This window comes from Agrobacterium sp. CFBP 3001 (assembly GCF_027871605.1).
Classification (GTDB): domain Bacteria; phylum Pseudomonadota; class Alphaproteobacteria; order Rhizobiales; family Rhizobiaceae; genus Agrobacterium; species Agrobacterium leguminum.
Window position 1 is genome coordinate 145,670 of the sequence record NZ_JAQAHD010000001.1, and the last position, 18,127, is coordinate 163,796.

Consider the following 18,127-nt stretch of genomic DNA (forward strand, 5'->3'; position numbering starts at 1 on the left):
TTCAGTCTGCCGCCTTACTGACCCGGCTTCAGTGTACGGTTGAAGGCGGCAGCGATAATCGTCTCCAATTGTGCGTGAATATCCGCGCGGTCCCGCGGTCCGGCCGGTTCGCAGATGGGATCGCGCTCACCGACGGATTTGAGAAAGGCGTCGGCATCCGGTTTGCACAACGGCAGGAAGCTGAAATGATTGGCCTCGTCCACTTGCTGATAGGTCGCGCCGGGCACTTCGTTCGCGAGTTTATCTGCAAGCACGGCGGGTGGAATTTTGCCCTTATTGCCGAGATTGATGAAGGTGAGCGGAATATCGATCTGCTTCAGGCTGTCAGGCCGAAAGGCGAGCGCCAGACCGGGATCGACCAGTACGGCGGACCGAATACGGGGATCGCGGTTCTGCTGCTCGAAACGTGCCTTGTCGATGGTTCTGAGATCGAGCTTCGGCACGCTGACCGGCTCGCCCTTGAGATAACCCCGGGCACCGGCGAACCATTGGCAATCCATCATCGTGGCATAGTCTTCGCAATAGCGCGCATAGGCATCGAGATCGGCGCGCGCGCCCGAAATCTCCATCGCCGCGCTGCCGCCGAGCGAAAAGCCGAGCACGCCGATCCTCTGCGCGTCGATAGCACTCGACCATTTGCCCTTTGCCGTTAGAACAGTGACAATCGTGGAGAGATCGTCCGTTCGCTCCCAGATTTTCGGTGTATCGGCGGGTGTGGAATCGCCGCTGGTGGTGCCGGGGTGGTTGGCTCCTGCCACAATGAAACCTTCGCTCGCAAGCTTCGCGGCGATCCATGCCATGCCGGACACTCTTGAACCCGAGCCGTGAGACAGAAGCACAAGCGGCAGCCGACCAAATTTCACAGCACCGTCCTTGAATATGGGCGTGCCCTGAAAAATCCGGTCATCGCCGGAAACCGTCTGCGTGCCCTTTCCGTCGGAGGGATACCAGATGGTGACGGCAAGATCCTTGCCGCGTGCCGGCGAATGGATGGTGGTTTCGCTGACGCCGACAGCCTCGCCTGCAAAAACAGGCTGGGTGACGAGAGCGGAAAACAGGATGGCCGTGACGGTGGCGATAGGGCGCATGAAAACCTCGTGCGGTTGGAAAGAACGGGGTTCAATCTGCGCCGCGACATGTTTTTTGCGTCCTTGATCGTGTTAAAGGTCGTCCCGAAACGCGATCTGGTCCATGAATTGGCAATATAAGCCGTTGTTTCGGGGATATTCATTCGTGCTGTTCATTCCGCTGCCTTTCGTCGTGGCGCTTCTGCTGGTTGTCATGTTCATCGTTTTCTTTCGAGGCGGAGACGATGTGCGAACCAATCGGGCCTTTCTGACGTTGATCGCGCTTTGTGCCCTTCAATCCGTCCTTGTCGGACTGCGCTGGGGGTATGGCGTCAGCGAAGCGCGTTATGTTTTGCCGGTCCTCGCCGCCTGCCTGCCGCCGCTCGTCTACATTGCTTTTCGTGGGCTGATGAGAGTGGCGGCGGAGAGCAGGATAGCGATGCTTGCCAACCTCGCTTTGTCGCCTTTGCTCATCGTCATCATGGAATTCATCTGGCCGATGGCGATCGATCTTGCGCTGATCGTCATTTTTGTCGGCCACGCCATTGCCCTGCTTCTTCTTGGCAGAAAGGGGCCGGATGGGCTGGACGAGGCGCAATTTGCCAGCGTCACCTCGGCGCACCGGGCGCTTATTATCGCTGCCATCGCTCTTTGTGTTTCTGCCCTGTTCGATCTGCTCGTGTTTTTCGATTTCGAATGGGCGCATGGGCAGAGTGTTGCAGCGCTGGTCAGCAATGCCAATCTTTTTGGCCTGCTGTTGATTGGCCTCATGGCCGCGCTGGCCGGCAAGAGCAAGGCGCCGCAAACAGGCATAGAACCTGTCGCGGAATTGTCAGCATCGGCGGAGCCATCGGAACAGGACCGCGATATCGTCGCAAGGGTTGATCGGCTGATGGAGACACAGGCGCTTTACCGTGATGAGAATCTCAACCTGTCGCGGCTTGCAAGACGCCTCGGCCTGCCGAGCCGGCAGATATCAGGCGCGATCAACCGCTCGCTCGGCGTCAATGTCTCGCAATATGTCAATCAGTTGCGCATCCGCGAAGCCTGCCGGCTGCTGGAAGAGACGGAGCAATCGGTGACCGCGATCATGCTGTCCTCCGGCTTTCAGACCAAGTCCAATTTCAACCGCGAATTTCGCCGCGTCACCGGCATGAGCCCGGTCGACTGGCGGGAGCGTGAAGTGTGGAAGCTGGTCTCGCCAAACAAAACGGTCACCCGGCAGATGCCGGATGACCGTTTGAAGATCGTCGGGAAATGATGGGGATCAGAGCGTGCCGTTGCGCTGCTGGATCATCATGTAGGTGTCATAGGTGTATTCGGCGATCTGCGCCCAGAGATAGGCGTCCTTCTTGAAGGCCTGCTGGCTCTCGTAGATTTTCTTGAAGCTCTCGTTCTTGGCAGAAATCTCCGCATAGGTGTCCTGTGCCGCCTTGTGGCAGACATCGAGGATTTCCTGGCTGAAGGGGCGCAGGATGGCGCCCTGCGCCACGAGTTCCTTCAGCGCCTTGGGATTGCGGGCGTCGTAACGCTCCAGCATGCTGGCGCTGCCGGCGGCGCAGGCGTCTTTCAGGATGCGCTTGTAGTTCTCCGGAAGCTCGTTGAACTTCTGCAGATTGACGAAGGCATGAACGGCCGGGCCGCCTTCCCACCATGCCGGGTAGTAATAATATTTCGCGACCTTGTAGAAGCCGAGCTTCTGGTCGTCATAGGGACCGACGAATTCGGTGGCGTCGATCGTGCCCTTTTCCAGGGCCGCATAGACATCGCCGCCGGCGATCTGCTGAGGTGTCACGCCGACCTTCTGCATCACCTGGCCGGTCAGGCCGGCGATACGCATCTTTAGACCCTTCAGGTCGTCGATGGTGTTGATTTCCTTGCGGAACCAGCCGCCCATCTGGGCACCGGTATTGCCGAGCAGGATCGAGTAAATATTGTGCTGGGCAAGGAATTCGTTGAGCAGCTCATTGCCGCCGGCCTGGTTGAACCAGGCATTCGTCTGGCGTGCATTGAGGCCGAAAGGAACCGAGGTTCCGAGCGCGAAGGTCGGGTCCTTGCCGACGTAATAATAGGAGCAGGTATGCGCCATTTCGACGGTGCCGGCCGTCACCGCATCCGCCGCCTGCAGCGCCGGCACGATTTCACCGCCGGCAAAGTGCTGAATGACGAAGTTGCCGCCGGAGGCTTCCTTGACATGGTCGGCGACGATCTGGCCCGCGCCGAAAAGAATGTCGAGGCCTTTGGTGAAGGACGATGTCATGCGCCAGGTGATCTTGGGGTTTTCCTGCGCAATAGCCGGAGCGGCAAGCGCCGTTGCGGTAACACCGGCGCTGAGAGCGCCCGCCTTGCGGATAAATGATCTGCGATCCATGTCGATAAGCCCTGTTATGTCTGCATATTACAGGCGAACCGCACGGTACGCCTCCCGCTGGCTACTAAACATTTATCCCTGCAGCCATCAAGAGGGAATGTTCGAAACTTGCGTGATCTCCGGTGATGCTTGGCGAATGTTGCTTCGTCACGTCTTTCCGCGTCACTTGCTGCGCATCAACGCCGGGTCGTCCATTGCGGGATTGTAAAACAGTGAAAGCGTCAGGCTTCTGGCGATGCGTTCCGCCGTTTCCATGAACCAGTCGTGGGCCTCTTTGCTTGGCGCAATATCATCAAGCGTAGCGGAAAACAGCGCAAGCCATTGCGGGAAAAGCTCCGCCGACATGCCCTTTACGCCGAGATGCGCCTGCACGGGTTTGCCGCCATAACCACCATTCTTGAACGCGACAGCCGCCCAGAACTGTTTCATTCTGGCCATATGCTCCGGCCAGCGCCCGGCAAGCCGCGCATCAAAAACCGGGCCGAGCGTGGGATGTGCAAGAACGCGGCCGTAGAATGTCTCCACCAGCAAATCGATGAAACCGGCATCGACGCCGATCTCCGCCATGGCTTTTTCCGCCCTGTCCTGAATTTCCGCGCTGTGAGCGGCTCTGGCCGCAACGTCGTCCTGCATGGTGTTTCCTTTTTCGCGAATTTACCCCGCTGCGATGCGGCCCGCAATGCGACCCTTTGCCTTATTAGAATTATTCTAAGAAGGCTTGATCCCGGTGCGATGCGGATGTATTTAGAATTATTCTAAAAAAGGTCTCAGCCATGTTTCGCAGTCTTTTTCCCCTGTCCAAACGTCCCTTTTCCTCCCTTGGCGAACAGGAAATCCTCGCGCTCGCCATTTCATCCGAGGAGGACGATTCCCGCATCTATCGCTCCTATGCCGATCATCTGCGCGCGCAATATCCGCAATCCGCCAAAGTCTTCGAGGATATGGCCGAGGTCGAGCAGCAGCATCGAAACGTGCTGATCGATATGCATCGCCGCCGCTTCGGAGAAACCATCCCGCTGATCCGCCGCGAACATGTGCGTGGTTTCTATGAGCGCACCCCGGACTGGCTGGTGAAGAACCTGTCGCTCGAAAAAATCCGCGCCCAGGCCGAATTGATGGAAGCGCAGGCGATCCGCTTCTACGATGAGGCCGTCAAGCGTACCAGCGATGCCTCAACACGCAAGCTCCTCGGCGATCTGGCCGAGGCGGAGCGGGGTCACGAAGACATTGCGCAGATGCTGCAAGAAAAACACCTCGATGAAAACGGCAAGACCGAAGAGGCGGAAACCGCAAAACGGCAATTTCTTCTGACCTATATTCAGCCGGGTCTTGCGGGGCTTATGGATGGCTCCGTCTCGACGCTCGCGCCGATTTTCGCGGCCGCCTTTGCCACGCAGGATACCTGGCAGACCTTCCTTATCGGCCTCTCGGCCTCCGTTGGTGCGGGTATTTCCATGGGCTTCACCGAAGCCGCCCATGATGATGGCAAGCTTTCTGGCCGCGGTTCTCCGGTAAAGCGGGGCCTGGCCTCGGGCATCATGACGGCCATAGGCGGCCTCGGCCACGCATTGCCCTATCTCATTCCGCATTTCTGGACGGCGACCGCGATTGCCGCCGTCGTCGTTTTCGTGGAACTCTGGGCCATCGCCTTCATTCAGAACCGCTTCATGGAAACGCCGTTCCTGCGCGCGGTGTTTCAGGTGGTCCTCGGCGGCTCACTGGTGCTTGCGGCCGGCATTATCATCGGCAATGGGTAAAAAAAGAAAGAGCCCGCAATAGCGGGCTCTTAATTCCTTCGAACCTGGCACAGGCGTCAGCGCAATGCGCCGACCAGCACGTCGCGACCGTCTTCAATGGAGACCCAACGGCCCGTATTGAAGGACGCCTGCCGCTTCAGATAGGTGTAGTTGGTGTCGGTCCACAGCTTCACGTCGTCGGTGAGGTTATCGAGAATATAATCGCCGTCGGTGGTGCGAAGGGTCAGCACGGCATGGCCTTCGCCATCCGGCTTGCGCACGACGGTGATCAGAAGATCGGCCACGGAAAAACCACGCTCGACCAGCTTCTTTCGCTTCAGCAGCACGAAATCTTCGCAGTCGCCGGCGGTCGTCGGATATTCCCAGACTTCGTCCTTGCCGTAGATTTCCTGATCGGTCATCGCCACGATGGTGGTATTGACGGACGTATTGACTTCGCGAATGACATCCCAGCCATAATCCGTGACGCGCGGCGGCGGCGTCGCCTTGCTGCGAATATTGCATTCATCGGCATATTTCTGACAGAACTCATAATGGCCGATAGGCTGGGAGGTAATCCCCCCCGTCACCATGGAAGGGCTTCCCTTGGTTTCCGCCGTGGCGGAGGCAGCAGTCATTAGCCCGGCGGCAACTGCAAACAGCAGCGCACGCGCCAGCGGTGCGTTCATCATGAAACCCGTCCCTTAATTCTTAACGAAAAGTTAAGAGGGATAGGGGGCTTGAGTCAATCGCTAGCAATCGGCGGCGCGCAAGACTCGTCGAATATGGTTAAGAGCGTTGCGCAAATGCCTATATTGCAAGGGCTTTGACCGCGGCGAGCATCCGCTCGATATCCTGCGGCCGGGAAAGCCGATGGTCGCCGTCGCGGATCAGCGTCAACACGACGTCGTCGGACGGAAGATGTTCTAGAAGCTTCAGTGCATGCTGATAGGGAACATCCGGGTCGCGCATGCCCTGCAGGATGTGAACGGGGCAGCCGGTGGTGATGATACCCTGCAGCACGCGGTTCTGCTTCCCGTCCTCCATCAGCGCGCGGGTGAAGATGTTGGGCTCGGGGCTATATTCCGAATGTTCCTCGAAATATCCCTTTTCCGCCAGAGAGGTTTTTTCCGCATCCGAAAGGCTGGGCTCTATCAGCTCCTGCGTGAAATCCGGCGCTGGCGCAATGAGGACGAGACCGGCGACGGATGGCGCGCTGCCCGCCTTGCGCAACTCCTCGACCATGCGTAGCGCAATCCATCCGCCCATGGAGGAGCCGATGAGAACGACGCGCGACGGCGCCTTTGCGCGCACCACGGCAAGCGCCTCTTCCAGCCAGCGGGAAATCGTGCCCTTCCTGAAGTCGCCGCCGGAGGCGCCATGGCCGGAATAGTCGAGCCGCAGGCAGGCAAGACCGTTTTCAGCGGCGAAGCGATCGAGTTCAACCGCCTTGGTTCCGGTCATGTCGGAACGATAGCCGCCGAGCCATACCAGCATCGGTATATTCTCACCCGAAGCCGCCGGGCGATGAAGGAAAGCAATGTCGCGGGTGTCGTTGTCTGGGCCTACGCGCAGGAATTCAGCGGCTTGTTCGGTCATGTCTATGCAATTCTCCTGATTTTGGTGCAACAACGGCGGCGTATTTGCAAAAACCGTGACAACAGGTGATCTTTTCGGGCAGATATGCTATTGACTTCGCCACGGCAATAACGACATTTCCGCCGCTTGTACCAAACAAGCTGTTTTTTGCTGACGTGATCCAGAAACAGATCAGGAGAATACGACCATTCGCAGACCTTTCAAAGCCGATGCCCCCGTCAAGGAGGGGCCGCGCTCCAACCGGGAAATTCGGGTTCCCAGAGTTCAGCTTATTGATGAAGAGGGCCAGAACCTCGGTAGCATGCCGACGGATCAGGCTTTGAAACTGGCGGAGGAGGCCGGTCTCGATCTCGTTGAGATTTCGCCGAACGCTGAACCGCCGGTATGCAAGATCCTCGATCTCGGCAAGCTGAAGTACTCGACCCAGAAAAAGGCCGCTGAAGCGCGCAAGAAACAGAAGATCGTCGAAGTTAAAGAAATCAAGATGCGCCCCAACATCGACACGCACGACTATGACGTGAAGATGAAGGCGATGGGCCGTTTCTTTGACGATGGCGACAAGGTGAAGGTAACGCTGAAGTTCCGCGGCCGCGAAATGGCCCACCAGGAACTCGGCATGAAGCTTCTCCTTCAGGTGAAGGAAGACACCCAGGCGATTGCCAAGGTGGAGGCCGAGCCGAAGCTGGAAGGCCGTCAGATGATGATGGTTCTCGCCCCGAAATAATTTGCGCCAGCCTTTTAAGGCCGCATGAATCGCCATCGCAAGGGGAAGTTTGCTTTCCCCGTTGCGCTTTTAGCCGACTGCGGTTATAAGCGCGCGTCCGAACGGTCCGGCAGGGCATGCCGAGGCCGTTCCTGAATAGCTTGAAATAGGCCTCGTCTGCCTGTTTCGATACAAAAACGGAGTAGCAAAATGCCCAAGATGAAGACGAAGTCCGCTGCAAAGAAGCGGTTCAAGATCACCGCAACCGGTAAGGTTGTTGCAGCCGCCGCCGGCAAGCGCCACGGCATGATCAAGCGTACCAACAAGTTCATTCGCGACGCGCGCGGAACCATGGTTCTCGCCGACGCTGACGGCAAGAAGGTCGTCAAGAACTACCTGCCGAACGGTCTCTGAGACTTTTCCGCACATTTGGACACTTTAAGGAGATCATGACATGGCACGCGTAAAACGTGGCGTAACTTCCCGCGCCAAGCACACCAAGACACTCAAGGCAGCCAAGGGCTTCTACGGCCGCCGCAAGAACACCATCCGCGCAGCAAAGGCTGCCGTGGATCGTTCCAAGCAGTACGCTTACCGCGACCGCAAGGTCAACAAGCGCAACTTCCGCGCTCTGTGGATCCAGCGTATCAACGCTGCTGTTCGCGAATTCGGCCTGACCTATGGCCGCTTCATCGACGGCCTGAACAAGGCTGGCATCGAAGTCGACCGCAAGGTTCTGTCCGACATGGCTATCCATGAGCCGGCAGCATTCGGCGCGCTCGTCGAAGCAGCGAAGAAGGCGCTTGAGTACCTCAAGGATGCTGGTACGGCCAACGAGTTTGAAACCGCTGTAAAGTAATTACGGCGCGGACAATCTGTTGTTCATTTGAAACCCGCGCCGGTTCTCCGGCGCGGGTTTTGCGTTTGGCTGGTGCAACCGCCTGGTCGAGAATGTATCGTAGTTTTTAATTTAGAAATTTAGGAAAAATAGAGTATCCAGCGCGTCTGCCCTGAAAAATCTCCTGGTGGACGAGAATGCTGGTTAATGAAAATCAGGCTGATACAGCCGAAGGGTTTCGAGTACATCTTGATGATGCAGATATTGCCACTCTCATGCACGCTTTGTTAAAAAGCGAGCGGCGGGTCCAGAAGGTTGAGCTGTCGCAACTGACAGTATGGATCAAGCGCCAGGGCACGGAAACGCCGTCCTGGTGGATAAAGCTGCAGACCTTTCTCGCAAAGCTGCTTCCTTACACCTTCATGCGCCCTTCGCCGCCGCTCGACGGTGCCGGCCTGATGCGTCGCGAACTCGACACGCTGCAGGCCTTCAAGGCCAGTGGTTTTCCGGTTCCGCCCGTGATCTATTCTTCCCGGACCGCAGTTGTGCTGGGCGACGTTGGCCCCACCATCATCGAGCGCATGGACGCGATAAAGACAGCCGCGCCGGCGGAACATGATGCCCTGCTGGTAAAATCTGCCGAGGCACTCGGCGAATTGCATGCGGCAGGCCTTTGCCATGGGCGCCCGCATGTGCGCGACTTTTTTCTCGAAGACGGCCGCGTTGGTTTCATGGATTTTGAGGAGCGCCCGCAGGAAGTCATGCCGCTCGAGACGGCGCAGGCCCGCGATGTCTGGCTGCTGTTTTTACAGGTCGCGACCCGCGCCTGCGATGCGCGGAAAACCTGCGATGCCGCCTTTGCCCGCTGGCGCGAAAACGCCCCGCCCCGGGCGCTGGAAGAATTGTGCCGTCTGACCGGCATTCTGGGGCGTTTTTTACCGGTTGCCCGGTTGATCGGGCGCGTGCGGATGGGTAGTGATCTGCGACGCTTTATCATGGCGACCGACTATCTGATGAATGCTGTGAACCCCGAAGCCGCTGTTAAAAAGACCGGCAAGGCAGGAAAAGATGACTGAACTTGATACCTTGAAATCGCAATTGATGTCGGAGATCGCCACGGCTGCCGATGAGCCGGCCATTGAAGCCGTGCGCCTTTCCGCGCTTGGCAAGAAGGGCTCGGTTTCGGAGCTTCTGAAGACGCTTGGCAGCATGACGCCGGAAGAGCGCCAGACCCGCGGCGCCGCCATCAACCAGCTCAAGACCGAAATCACCGACCTCATCGGCGAGCGCAAGAATGCGCTGAAGGACGCTGCCATTACTGCCCGGCTGAAGGCGGAAACGGTGGATGTCAGCCTGCCGGTCCGCCAGTCTCCGGCCGAGCGCGGCCGCATTCATCCGATCAGCCAGATCGTCGATGAAATCACCGCGATCTTCGCGGATATGGGTTTCTCGATCGCCGAAGGTCCGGATATCGAAACCGACTATTACAACTTCACGGCGCTGAATTTCCCCGAAGGCCATCCGGCCCGCGAGATGCACGATACCTTCTTCTTCCAGCCGGATGAAAAGGGCGAGCGCAAGGTGCTGCGCACCCACACTTCGCCAGTGCAGATCCGCACCATGGAAAGCCAGAAGCCGCCGATCCGCATCGTCATTCCCGGCAAGACCTATCGCCAGGATTCCGACGCTACCCATTCGCCGATGTTCCATCAGGTCGAAGGCCTTGTCATCGACAAGAAGGCGCATGTCGGCAATCTGCGCTGGATTCTGGAAGAATTCTGCAAGACCTTCTTCGAGGTCGACAGCGTCGTCATGCGCTTTCGCCCCTCCTTCTTCCCCTTCACGGAGCCGAGCTTCGAGGTGGATATCCAGTGCGACCGTTCCGGCCCCATCGTCAAGTTCGGCGAAGGCAAGGACTGGATGGAGATCCTCGGCTGCGGCATGGTGCACCCGAACGTGCTGCGAGCCGGCGGGCTGGACCCGGATGAATATCAGGGCTTTGCCTGGGGCATGGGCCTCGACCGCATCGCCATGCTGAAATACGGCATGCCGGACCTGCGCGATTTCTTCAACGCCGATGTCCGCTGGATGAACCACTACGGCTTCCGCCCGCTCGACATGCCGACGCTGTTCGGCGGTTTGAGCGTTTAATCCGGTTAGCCAAGGAGCAAAGACATGAAATTCACTCTTTCCTGGCTGAAAGAGCATCTCGATACCGATGCGACGCTGGATGAGATTTGCGAGCGGCTGACGGCAATCGGCCTTGAGGTCGAGGACGTTGACGACAAGGCGGCCTACAAGCCTTTCGTCATCGCCAAGGTGCTCTCCGCCGAGAAGCACCCGGAAGCTGACCGCCTGAAGGTTCTCTCCGTCGACGCCGGCGACGGCAAGCCGGTGCAGATCGTCTGCGGCGCGCCGAATGCACGCGCCGGCCTCGTCGGTGCGCTCGCGCGTCCGGGCGTGTATGTTCCGGGCATCGACGTCACCCTTGCCGTCGGCAAGATACGCGGCGTGGAAAGCCACGGCATGATGTGCTCCGAAAAGGAGCTGAACATTTCCGAAGATCACGACGGCATCATCGACCTGCCGGAAGATGCGCCGGTCGGCACCTCCTTCGCCGCCTATGCCGGGCTCGACGATCCGGTCATCGAAATCAACCTGACCCCGAACCGCCCGGACTGCACCTCGATCTACGGTATTGCCCGCGATCTCGCTGCTTCCGGTCTCGGCAAGCTGAAGACGAGACCCGCGCCGTCCTTCAAGGTGGAAGGCGCAACCCCGGTCGACGTGAAGCTTGAGCTGGACGATGCGGCGCTCTGCCCCGGCTTTTCGCTGCGCGTCGTTCGTGGCGTGAAGAACGGCCCCAGCCCGAAATGGATGCAGCAGCGCCTGCTGGCAATCGGCCTGCGTCCCATCAATGCGCTAGTCGACATCACCAACTACATGACCTTCGATCAGGGCCGGCCGATGCACGTCTTCGACGCCGCCAAGGTCAAGGGCGATCTCACGGTTCGCCGCGCAAAAGAGGGCGAGACGATCCTCGCGCTCGACCAGCGTGAATATAAGCTCGGCCCGAACAATGTCGTCATCGCCGATGAGAAAGGTCTCGAATCCATCGGCGGCGTCATGGGTGGCGAACATTCCGGCTGCGATGACAATACTGTCGACGTGCTGATCGAATCCGCTCTCTGGGATCCGATCAACATTGCCAAGACCGGCCGTTCGCTCGGCATCATCACCGATGCGCGTTATCGTTTCGAGCGCGGCGTCGATCCGGAATATATGGTTCCGGGTCTGGAGCGTACCACCGAACTGGTTCTCGAATTGTGCGGCGGCATTGCCGGCGAGGCGAAGGTCGTTGGTTACAAGGGTTATGAGCTCAAGGTCGTGGATTTCCCGCTCGCGGAAGTAAAGCGCCTGACAGGTCTGGAAGTCTCGGCGGAAGAGAGCCTCGCCATTCTCAAAGGCCTGGGTTTCAGCGTCGAGGGAACGGGCGAGCGCGTCTCCGTCACCGTGCCGTCCTGGCGTCCGGATGTCGATGGCAAGGCCGATCTGGTGGAAGAGGTCATGCGCATCCATGGCGTCGACAACATCAAGCCCGAGCCGTTGGAAAGCTTCGGCGCGGTCAACGGCCGTATCCTGACCACGCTGCAAATCCGCACCCGCACCGCGCGCCGTGCGCTGGCAAGCCGCGGCATGCTCGAGGCCGTCACCTGGTCCTTCATCCCGGAAGCGCAGGCGAAACTCTTCGGCGGTGGTTCGCCGGCCCTCAAGCTCGCAAACCCGATTGCGGCCGATATGTCGGACATGCGGCCCTCGCTGCTGCCCGGCCTGCTGACTGCCGCACAGCGCAATGCCGACAAGGGTTATGGTGACGTCGCGATCTTCGAGGTTTCCGGCACCTATGAGGGCGATACACCTGATAAGCAACGCCGCGTTGCTGGCGGTGTTCGTCGTGGCACGGCCTCGCTCGCAGGCAGCGGCCGCATGTGGTCCAATGCTTTGAAGGGCGGTGGCAAGCCCGTGGATGTCTATGACGCCAAGGCCGATGCGCTCTCGGTGCTGGAAGCTTGCGGCCTGCCCATGGCCAATGTGCAGATCGAAGCCGGCGGCCCCGGCTGGTATCATCCCGGCCGCTCCGGCACCATCAAGATGGGTCCGAAGGTCGTGCTCGGCTATTTCGGCGAGTTCCATCCGAAGACGCTCTCCGAACTGGATGTCTCCGGCGCCTATTGCGGTTTCGAGATTTATCTCGACGCCATGCAGGAGCCGAAGAAGAAGGCCACCCGCACCAAGCCTGCGCTCGAGCTTTCGCCCTTCCAGGCCGTCAAGCGCGATTTCGCCTTCGTGGTCGACAAGTCGGTCGAGGCGGGCGCCATCATCAAGGCTGCGACCAGCGCTGACCGCAAGCTGATCACCGGCGTCAATGTCTTCGATATTTTCGAGGGCGCATCGCTCGGTGAAAACCGCAAGTCGGTCGCCATCGAAGTGCAGATCCAGCCGGTCGACAAGACGCTGACGGACGAGGATTTCGAGGCCCTGACGGCCAAGATCGTCGGCAATGTCGAGAAATCGACGGGCGGCGTCCTGCGCGCCTGAAATGAAAAAAGCCGCGGCACTGCCGCGGCTTTTTGTTGTTATCGGTTGGCCATCCGTGACATCTGTTCCGGGTAACGCGCGCCGGCGACTTTTGCGGGCGAAAGCAGTGCGCCGAGGCTGGCGGCTTCTTCTGCCGTCAGCGACACCTCCGCTGCGGCAACGTTCTTCTCCAGATTGGCGATTTTTGTCGTGCCGGGAATAGGAACGATGAAGTCGCCCTGCGCCAGAACCCAGGCCAGCGCCAGTTGTCCGGCGGTCACGCCTTTCTCAGTCGCCATGTCTTCCAGAAGCTTGATGAGCGCCAGATTGGCGTCGAAGTTTTCGCTCTGGAAGCGCGGCAGGCCGCGGCGGAAGTCGTCGGATGCAAGGCCGTCGAGCGACTTCAGCGCGCCCGTCAAGGCACCGCGCCCGAGCGGGCTGAAGGGGACGAAACCGATGCCGAGTTCTCGGCAGGTTTCCAGCACGCCGTTTTCCTCCACGTCGCGGGTCCACAGCGAATATTCGCTCTGAATTGCCGCAATCGGATGAACGGCGTGCGCTTTGCGAAGCGTTTCGGCACTCGCTTCCGATAGGCCGAGATGCTTCACTTTGCCCTGCCGGACGAGCTCGGCCATAGCGCCTATCGTGTCTTCGATCGGAACATTCGGATCGACGCGATGCTGGTAGAACAGGTCGATCTCATCGACGCCGAGGCGTTTGAGAGAGGCTTCGGCGACGGCGCGCACATTTTCCGGGCGGCTGTCGGTGCCCACCATCATCTGGCCAGCGGGTTTGCTGGTGTCGATTTTGAAACCGAACTTGGTGGCGATGACCACCTTGTCACGATAGGGCTTCAAACCCTTGCCGACAAGGATTTCGTTGTTGTAAGGCCCATAAACTTCCGCCGTATCGAAAAAGGTGACGCCGAGTTCGACGGCGCGGTGCAGCGTTGCAATTGCGCTGCTCTCATCGCCGGTCGGGCTATAGGCGTGTGTCATGCCCATGCAGCCGAGGCCAAGCGCGGAAACGGAAAGGTTGTTTCCAAGGGTTCTTTTTTTCATCTGTTCGTCCTTCCAAAGGAACCGCCCGTCATCAGGGCGTGATGAGAAAATAGCGTCTCATGGCGGCAAAAATAATCGCTGCAAATCCGCGTGGGTTGTTCTATCATTTAGAACAATGAACCGTGTGCAACTCTCCCAACTGGCTGTTCTCGCTGCCGTTGCCGAAGGCCGAAGCTTTCGCAAGGCCGCCGCCGAACTTGCCATTGCCCCTTCCGCCGTCAGCCATGCGGTGTCGTCGCTGGAGGCGAGCCTTGGCTTGCGTCTGCTTCATCGTACCACCCGCAGCGTTTCGCCGACAGAGGAGGGCAGGCGGCTTCTCGAAACGCTTGGTCCGGCACTTGCCGATATCGATGCGGTCATCGAGACGCTTGCCGAGCAGGGCGGAAGACCGGCCGGCCCCCTGCGCATCACCCTGCCGCGGCTTGCTGCCGAGGACCTCATCGTGCCCCGGCTGGGTGAGTTCCTGCGGCTCTATCCCGATATTTCACTCGAAATCTCAACGGATGATCGTTTCGAGGATATTGTCGCGAAAGGTTTCGATGCGGGTTTGCGGCTTGGCGAGCACCTCGATGCGGATATGATTGCGGTAAAAGCCAGCGGCGCATGGCGCGGTGCGATTGTCGGCGCGCCCTCCTATTTCTCAGAAAATCCACCACCGCAGGATCCAAGGGATCTCATCCGGCATCGCTGTATCCGCCGGCGTTTCGCCAGCGGCCTTATCTATCGCTGGGAACTGGAGAAGAATGGCAAGCCATTGGTGGTTGATGTGCAGGGGCCGCTGATCCTGTCGGACCAGAGCCTCATTCGCCGGGCTGCCATCGACGGGGCAGGGCTTGCGTTCGTTTTCGAGCAGCGTGTTGAAGACGATATCCGGGCGGGCAGGCTTATCCGCGTGCTTGACGACTGGTGCGCCCCGTTCGACGGTTTTTACATTTATTATCCCTCGCGCCGGCAGATGAGGCCGGCGCTGAGGGCTTTCGTGGATTTCTTCCGCTTCAGGAATTGATCAGAACTTGATGCGATAGCGGATATGGCCGTCGCTCTTCACATAGCTGTCGTAGAGCTTCTGGGCGCGGTGATTGTCCTCGCCGGTGTGCCAGTAGAGCCGTGACCAGCCCTTGTCCTTGCAGATGGCGACAAGATCGTCCATCAGCGCCCGGCCCGTTCCCTTGCCGCGGATTTCGCCATCGACGAACAGGTCTTCCAGATAGCAGTCAGGCGTCTTTACCCAGGTGGAATCATGGAAGTGGTGAATGGCGAAACCGGCCATGCGGTCGCCGAGCATGGCCACGCGCATGGAAACCCGGGATGCGGGATCGAGAATGCGCGCCCAGGTATGCTCGGTCACCTCATCGGCAAGTTCGACATCATAAAAGGCAAGATAGTCGTTCCACAGGCGCAGCCATTCCGTCCGGTCAGCCGGCTGCGCATCGCGAATTCTGAGCTCCATGTTACGCACCCGCCTTGTCGAGCAGCGTCATCATCTCATCCGTCAGCTTTAACTCGACGGCGCGTTTGAAGCTTTCAAGCTGGGAGAGGCTGGTGGCGCTGGCGATCGGCGCGGTTATCGCCTTCTTTCGCAACAGCCAGGCCAGTGCGATATCGGCAAGCTTGGCCCCGGTTTCCACTGCCACGGCATCCATGGCGCCCAGAATGGCAAGCCCGCGCGTATTGACATATTCACCCACGCGATAGCTGCGGGCGACGCCTTCCGTATCCGCCTTGGCACGATATTTCCCGGTGAGGAAGCCGGCGGCGAGGCTGTAATAATTGATGACGCCGATCTCTTCCTTCTGGCAAAGCTCGGCAAGCGGACCTTCGAAATCCTTGCGGTTATAGAGATTATACTCCGGCTGCAGCACGTCATAACGGGGAAGATTGTTTTTTGCGGCCGTGTCCAGCGCTTCCTGAAGCTGGCTTGCGGAATAATTGGAGCAGCCGATGGCGCGGATTTTTCCCTGCTCCTTCAGCTTGCCGAAAGCGGCGAGCGTTTCCTCCAGCGGCACATCCGCATCCGGCTTGTGGGCGAGGTAAAGGTCGATATAGTCGGTTTGCAGCCGCTTCAGCGACGCTTCCACGGCCTCTTCGATCCACTTGGCGCTGAGGCCTGTCTTCTGGCCGCGATTGTCAAAACCGACCTTGGTGACGATTACCGCATCTTCGCGCTTCACGCTCGACTGCTTCAGCCATTTGCCGATGATCGTCTCGGACTCGCCGCCCACATGTCCGTCCACCCAGGCGGAATAGACATCCGCCGTGTCGATGGCGTTGAACCCGGCGTCGAAAAAGGCGTTGAGCAGCGCAAAGGAAGTCTTCTCATCCGCTGTCCAGCCGAACACGTTACCGCCGAAAACGATCGGGGCGATGGAGAGGCCGGTGCGGCCGAGGCTTCGTTTTTCCACGGGGAATGCTCCTGTTGCTGTCTTGGTGGCAAGGTTAGCAACTGCTCATCCGCATAACCATTCAATTCCTTTGATGGCATTCATCAGGCAGCGACAGGGTTTGAGATTATCAGGCCTGAAAACCGCGATAATGGCTGGGCGGGTAACGATTATGCTGCTGCCAGACACGCCGTAAATGCCGGGCGGAGGCAAAGCCCGCCCGTTCGGCAATGGCTTCCATATCCAGGCGACTGTTGGCGAGAATGTCGCGGGCGAGATTGACCCGCATCAGGTTGACGTAGTCGATGACGCTGATGCCGGTATGCTCGCGAAACAGTCGCGACAAATGCCTTTCGCTGAGCGCCGCAATATCGGCCAGCCGCTCCAGCGACCAGTCCTGCGCCGGCTCGGCCATCACACGGTCCTGAACCCGGTGAATGGCGGGGTGGATGTGGTTGCGGCCGGTCATCCAGGGGGAGATTTGCGGATCGTTGCCGCTGCGTCTGAGATAAACCACCATGGTTTTGGCAATACGCGCGGCGACAGCCGGGGATGTCAGCCGGGAAACCACATGCAGCATCAGATCGACGCCGGTGGAAATTCCGGCGCTTGAGAAGCGGTTGCCATCCTCGACGAAAAGGCGGTTTTCGGCCACCTGGGACAGCGGCGCGATGCGACGCAGCCCTTCAAGGCAATCGGCATGGGTCGTGCAGTTGCGCCCATCGAAAAGCCCGGCTTCGCCCGCCAGCAGCGCGCCGGAACAGATGGAAATGACTGTCGTATCGGGGCGCACAACACGGCGCAGCCATGCCGCCAGCACTTGCCGCTCTCGCCCTGTCTCCGGATCGTTGTCGAAGCGTGATGTGCTGCCGGAGATCAGCAGGAAAGCATTTTCCGGCAGGGTCGCAGGCAAGTTCTCCAGCCCTGAAAGCGCAAGACCGATGGAAGATTGCTGTTTGTCAGTCGCAGCAATGTAGCGGCAGTCGAAATGGATGTCCCGCTGTTCCCCATTGGCATAACGGATCACTTCGAGCGGGCCGGCAATATCGAGCAACAGCGCATGTGGCGGCACAAGCGTATAAAAGGGAATGGTGCGCGTGCCGCCTTTATCCATCAGGCGGCCTCTTTGACGGTGGCCAGTGCATCATCGACGGTCACGATGCGCGCGAAGCGGCCGGCCAGCACCAGCTCGGTTCGCTTGCGGATATCGTCCGGGCTGAAGACGGTGCCGGAAGCATGTGTCATCGGGAAAGTCAGCGTCGCTTCGGTGACGTAATCGACGCTGTAACCAAGATCGGAAGCATGCCGGGTGGTGGTTTCGCAGCATTGTTCGGTGCGGATGCCGGAGACGATCAGCCGGTTGATGCCCTTCTGCGTCAGCCAGATTTCGAGGCCGGTGCCGGCAAAAGCCGAATGGCGGTTTTTGTGAAAGGTGACATCAGGGGTAATCCGCACACCCTCCAGCGCCCGGATATAGCCGCTGTCTTTTGAAAAGGCCCTGTCGCCATCGACGTGGAAGATTTGTACGACGGGAATGCCCGCAGCCCTGGCGCCGTCGATCAGTGCCTGCTGCTTCTCCAGATAGTCGGCAAGCTCGCTTTCCTCGAAGTAAGGGGCGTGCCGAAAGGACTCCTGAACGTCGATGACAAGCAGCGCTGTACGAGAAGAGGACATTTCATGTTTCTCCATTGGGTTCATGCATAGCATAATTCCTCTTATCCAGATCGGAGAAAAGCAGGCATTCCGACAAAGACAGGACACATTCAGCCATACTCTGCTCTGTCATGCATGTG

General features: G+C 59.1%; 19 protein-coding genes. 9 read left to right on the plus strand and 10 right to left on the minus strand.

What is annotated here, in order from left to right:
* Positions 1-14: 14 nt before the first annotated feature.
* A complete protein-coding gene (locus PH605_RS00725) occupies positions 15-1,088 on the minus strand; it encodes an alpha/beta hydrolase family protein (RefSeq protein WP_142844138.1) in 1,074 nt (357 codons plus the stop codon).
* A gap of 145 nt (positions 1,089-1,233) precedes the next feature.
* Here PH605_RS00725 and PH605_RS00730 point away from each other — a divergent pair, with 145 nt between their 5' ends.
* A complete protein-coding gene (locus tag PH605_RS00730; RefSeq protein ID WP_161987704.1) occupies positions 1,234-2,328 on the plus strand; it encodes a helix-turn-helix domain-containing protein in 1,095 nt (364 codons plus the stop codon).
* Positions 2,329-2,334: 6 nt separating this feature from the next.
* On the opposite strand, the gene PH605_RS00735 is transcribed toward PH605_RS00730, so the two are convergent.
* Both PH605_RS00735 and PH605_RS00740 read right to left on the minus strand, forming a co-directional pair.
* Entirely contained in the window at positions 2,335-3,438 is a 1,104-nt protein-coding gene (locus PH605_RS00735; RefSeq protein ID WP_125145151.1) for a TRAP transporter substrate-binding protein, read from the minus strand.
* Positions 3,439-3,600: 162 nt separating this feature from the next.
* Positions 3,601-4,071 carry a group III truncated hemoglobin gene (locus PH605_RS00740; protein ID WP_142844134.1) on the minus strand — a complete coding sequence of 157 codons (471 nt, stop codon included), beginning with the start codon at positions 4,069-4,071 and terminating at the stop codon, positions 3,601-3,603.
* A 140-nt stretch (positions 4,072-4,211) separates the two neighbouring features.
* On the opposite strand from PH605_RS00740, the gene mbfA reads away from it, so the two are divergent.
* Positions 4,212-5,195, plus strand: coding sequence for an iron exporter MbfA (gene mbfA, locus PH605_RS00745; RefSeq protein ID WP_142844131.1), 984 nt, complete (start codon positions 4,212-4,214; stop codon positions 5,193-5,195).
* A gap of 56 nt (positions 5,196-5,251) precedes the next feature.
* Here the strand turns inward: mbfA and PH605_RS00750 are convergent, their stop codons facing one another.
* Both PH605_RS00750 and PH605_RS00755 read right to left on the minus strand, forming a co-directional pair.
* Positions 5,252-5,866 (minus strand): transglutaminase-like cysteine peptidase, encoded by a 615-nt coding sequence (locus tag PH605_RS00750; RefSeq protein WP_003524508.1) that lies wholly within the window; start codon positions 5,864-5,866, stop codon positions 5,252-5,254.
* A gap of 118 nt (positions 5,867-5,984) precedes the next feature.
* Entirely contained in the window at positions 5,985-6,773 is a 789-nt protein-coding gene (locus PH605_RS00755; protein WP_125145153.1) for an alpha/beta hydrolase, read from the minus strand.
* 187 nt (positions 6,774-6,960) lie between these two features.
* On the opposite strand from PH605_RS00755, the gene infC reads away from it, so the two are divergent.
* From infC to pheT, 6 genes are all read left to right on the plus strand, one after another.
* On the plus strand, positions 6,961-7,497 hold the full coding sequence (gene infC / locus PH605_RS00760) for a translation initiation factor IF-3 (protein WP_078051391.1): 537 nt from the start codon (positions 6,961-6,963) through the stop codon (positions 7,495-7,497).
* A 189-nt stretch (positions 7,498-7,686) separates the two neighbouring features.
* Positions 7,687-7,890 (plus strand): 50S ribosomal protein L35, encoded by a 204-nt coding sequence (rpmI, locus tag PH605_RS00765; RefSeq protein ID WP_035264590.1) that lies wholly within the window; start codon positions 7,687-7,689, stop codon positions 7,888-7,890.
* Between the two features lie 40 nt (positions 7,891-7,930).
* The gene (rplT, locus tag PH605_RS00770; protein ID WP_003493358.1) at positions 7,931-8,335 is read left to right on the plus strand and encodes a 50S ribosomal protein L20; all 405 of its coding nucleotides are present in this window, start codon (positions 7,931-7,933) and stop codon (positions 8,333-8,335) included.
* A 176-nt stretch (positions 8,336-8,511) separates the two neighbouring features.
* The gene (locus PH605_RS00775) at positions 8,512-9,390 is read left to right on the plus strand and encodes a lipopolysaccharide kinase InaA family protein (RefSeq protein ID WP_142844129.1); all 879 of its coding nucleotides are present in this window, start codon (positions 8,512-8,514) and stop codon (positions 9,388-9,390) included.
* Complete coding sequence (gene pheS, locus PH605_RS00780) at positions 9,383-10,465, plus strand: phenylalanine--tRNA ligase subunit alpha (protein WP_142844128.1); 1,083 nt, start codon at positions 9,383-9,385, stop codon at positions 10,463-10,465. The genes PH605_RS00775 and pheS overlap by 8 nt, the downstream gene beginning before the upstream one ends.
* Before the next feature lie 24 nt (positions 10,466-10,489).
* Positions 10,490-12,913 carry a phenylalanine--tRNA ligase subunit beta gene (gene pheT / locus PH605_RS00785; protein ID WP_142844126.1) on the plus strand — a complete coding sequence of 808 codons (2,424 nt, stop codon included), beginning with the start codon at positions 10,490-10,492 and terminating at the stop codon, positions 12,911-12,913.
* Positions 12,914-12,951: 38 nt separating this feature from the next.
* Here the strand turns inward: pheT and PH605_RS00790 are convergent, their stop codons facing one another.
* Positions 12,952-13,953 (minus strand): aldo/keto reductase, encoded by a 1,002-nt coding sequence (locus PH605_RS00790; RefSeq protein ID WP_142844124.1) that lies wholly within the window; start codon positions 13,951-13,953, stop codon positions 12,952-12,954.
* A 115-nt stretch (positions 13,954-14,068) separates the two neighbouring features.
* Here PH605_RS00790 and PH605_RS00795 point away from each other — a divergent pair, with 115 nt between their 5' ends.
* Complete coding sequence (locus PH605_RS00795) at positions 14,069-14,959, plus strand: LysR family transcriptional regulator (protein WP_065654677.1); 891 nt, start codon at positions 14,069-14,071, stop codon at positions 14,957-14,959.
* Here the strand turns inward: PH605_RS00795 and PH605_RS00800 are convergent, their stop codons facing one another.
* The 4 genes from PH605_RS00800 to PH605_RS00815 form a co-directional block, all read right to left on the minus strand.
* On the minus strand, positions 14,960-15,403 hold the full coding sequence (locus tag PH605_RS00800) for a GNAT family N-acetyltransferase (RefSeq protein WP_080855824.1): 444 nt from the start codon (positions 15,401-15,403) through the stop codon (positions 14,960-14,962).
* 1 nt (position 15,404) lies between these two features.
* Positions 15,405-16,355, minus strand: a complete 951-nt coding sequence (locus PH605_RS00805) for an aldo/keto reductase (RefSeq protein WP_065654675.1) — start codon at positions 16,353-16,355, stop codon at positions 15,405-15,407.
* A 109-nt stretch (positions 16,356-16,464) separates the two neighbouring features.
* Positions 16,465-17,448, minus strand: a complete 984-nt coding sequence (locus tag PH605_RS00810) for a GlxA family transcriptional regulator (RefSeq protein ID WP_125145158.1) — start codon at positions 17,446-17,448, stop codon at positions 16,465-16,467.
* Positions 17,448-18,008, minus strand: a complete 561-nt coding sequence (locus PH605_RS00815; protein WP_080855827.1) for a cysteine hydrolase family protein — start codon at positions 18,006-18,008, stop codon at positions 17,448-17,450. Before PH605_RS00815 ends, PH605_RS00810 begins: the two co-directional genes overlap by 1 nt.
* Between the last annotated feature and the right edge of the window lie 119 nt (positions 18,009-18,127).

What these genes read in the sequence shown, in the direction of transcription:
- PH605_RS00725 (WP_142844138.1), bottom strand. Translation starts at nt 1,088, where the DNA reads ATGCGCCCTATCGCCACCGTCACGGCCATCCTGTTTTCCGCTCTCGTC.
- PH605_RS00735 (WP_125145151.1), bottom strand. Translation starts at nt 3,438, where the DNA reads ATGGATCGCAGATCATTTATCCGCAAGGCGGGCGCTCTCAGCGCCGGT.
- PH605_RS00740 (WP_142844134.1), bottom strand. Translation starts at nt 4,071, where the DNA reads ATGCAGGACGACGTTGCGGCCAGAGCCGCTCACAGCGCGGAAATTCAG.
- mbfA (WP_142844131.1), top strand. Translation starts at nt 4,212, where the DNA reads ATGTTTCGCAGTCTTTTTCCCCTGTCCAAACGTCCCTTTTCCTCCCTT.
- PH605_RS00750 (WP_003524508.1), bottom strand. Translation starts at nt 5,866, where the DNA reads ATGATGAACGCACCGCTGGCGCGTGCGCTGCTGTTTGCAGTTGCCGCC.
- PH605_RS00755 (WP_125145153.1), bottom strand. Translation starts at nt 6,773, where the DNA reads ATGACCGAACAAGCCGCTGAATTCCTGCGCGTAGGCCCAGACAACGAC.
- rpmI (WP_035264590.1), top strand. Translation starts at nt 7,687, where the DNA reads ATGCCCAAGATGAAGACGAAGTCCGCTGCAAAGAAGCGGTTCAAGATC.
- rplT (WP_003493358.1), top strand. Translation starts at nt 7,931, where the DNA reads ATGGCACGCGTAAAACGTGGCGTAACTTCCCGCGCCAAGCACACCAAG.
- PH605_RS00775 (WP_142844129.1), top strand. Translation starts at nt 8,512, where the DNA reads ATGCTGGTTAATGAAAATCAGGCTGATACAGCCGAAGGGTTTCGAGTA.
- pheS (WP_142844128.1), top strand. Translation starts at nt 9,383, where the DNA reads ATGACTGAACTTGATACCTTGAAATCGCAATTGATGTCGGAGATCGCC.
- pheT (WP_142844126.1), top strand. Translation starts at nt 10,490, where the DNA reads ATGAAATTCACTCTTTCCTGGCTGAAAGAGCATCTCGATACCGATGCG.
- PH605_RS00790 (WP_142844124.1), bottom strand. Translation starts at nt 13,953, where the DNA reads ATGAAAAAAAGAACCCTTGGAAACAACCTTTCCGTTTCCGCGCTTGGC.
- PH605_RS00795 (WP_065654677.1), top strand. Translation starts at nt 14,069, where the DNA reads ATGAACCGTGTGCAACTCTCCCAACTGGCTGTTCTCGCTGCCGTTGCC.
- PH605_RS00800 (WP_080855824.1), bottom strand. Translation starts at nt 15,403, where the DNA reads ATGGAGCTCAGAATTCGCGATGCGCAGCCGGCTGACCGGACGGAATGG.
- PH605_RS00810 (WP_125145158.1), bottom strand. Translation starts at nt 17,448, where the DNA reads ATGGATAAAGGCGGCACGCGCACCATTCCCTTTTATACGCTTGTGCCG.
- PH605_RS00815 (WP_080855827.1), bottom strand. Translation starts at nt 18,008, where the DNA reads ATGTCCTCTTCTCGTACAGCGCTGCTTGTCATCGACGTTCAGGAGTCC.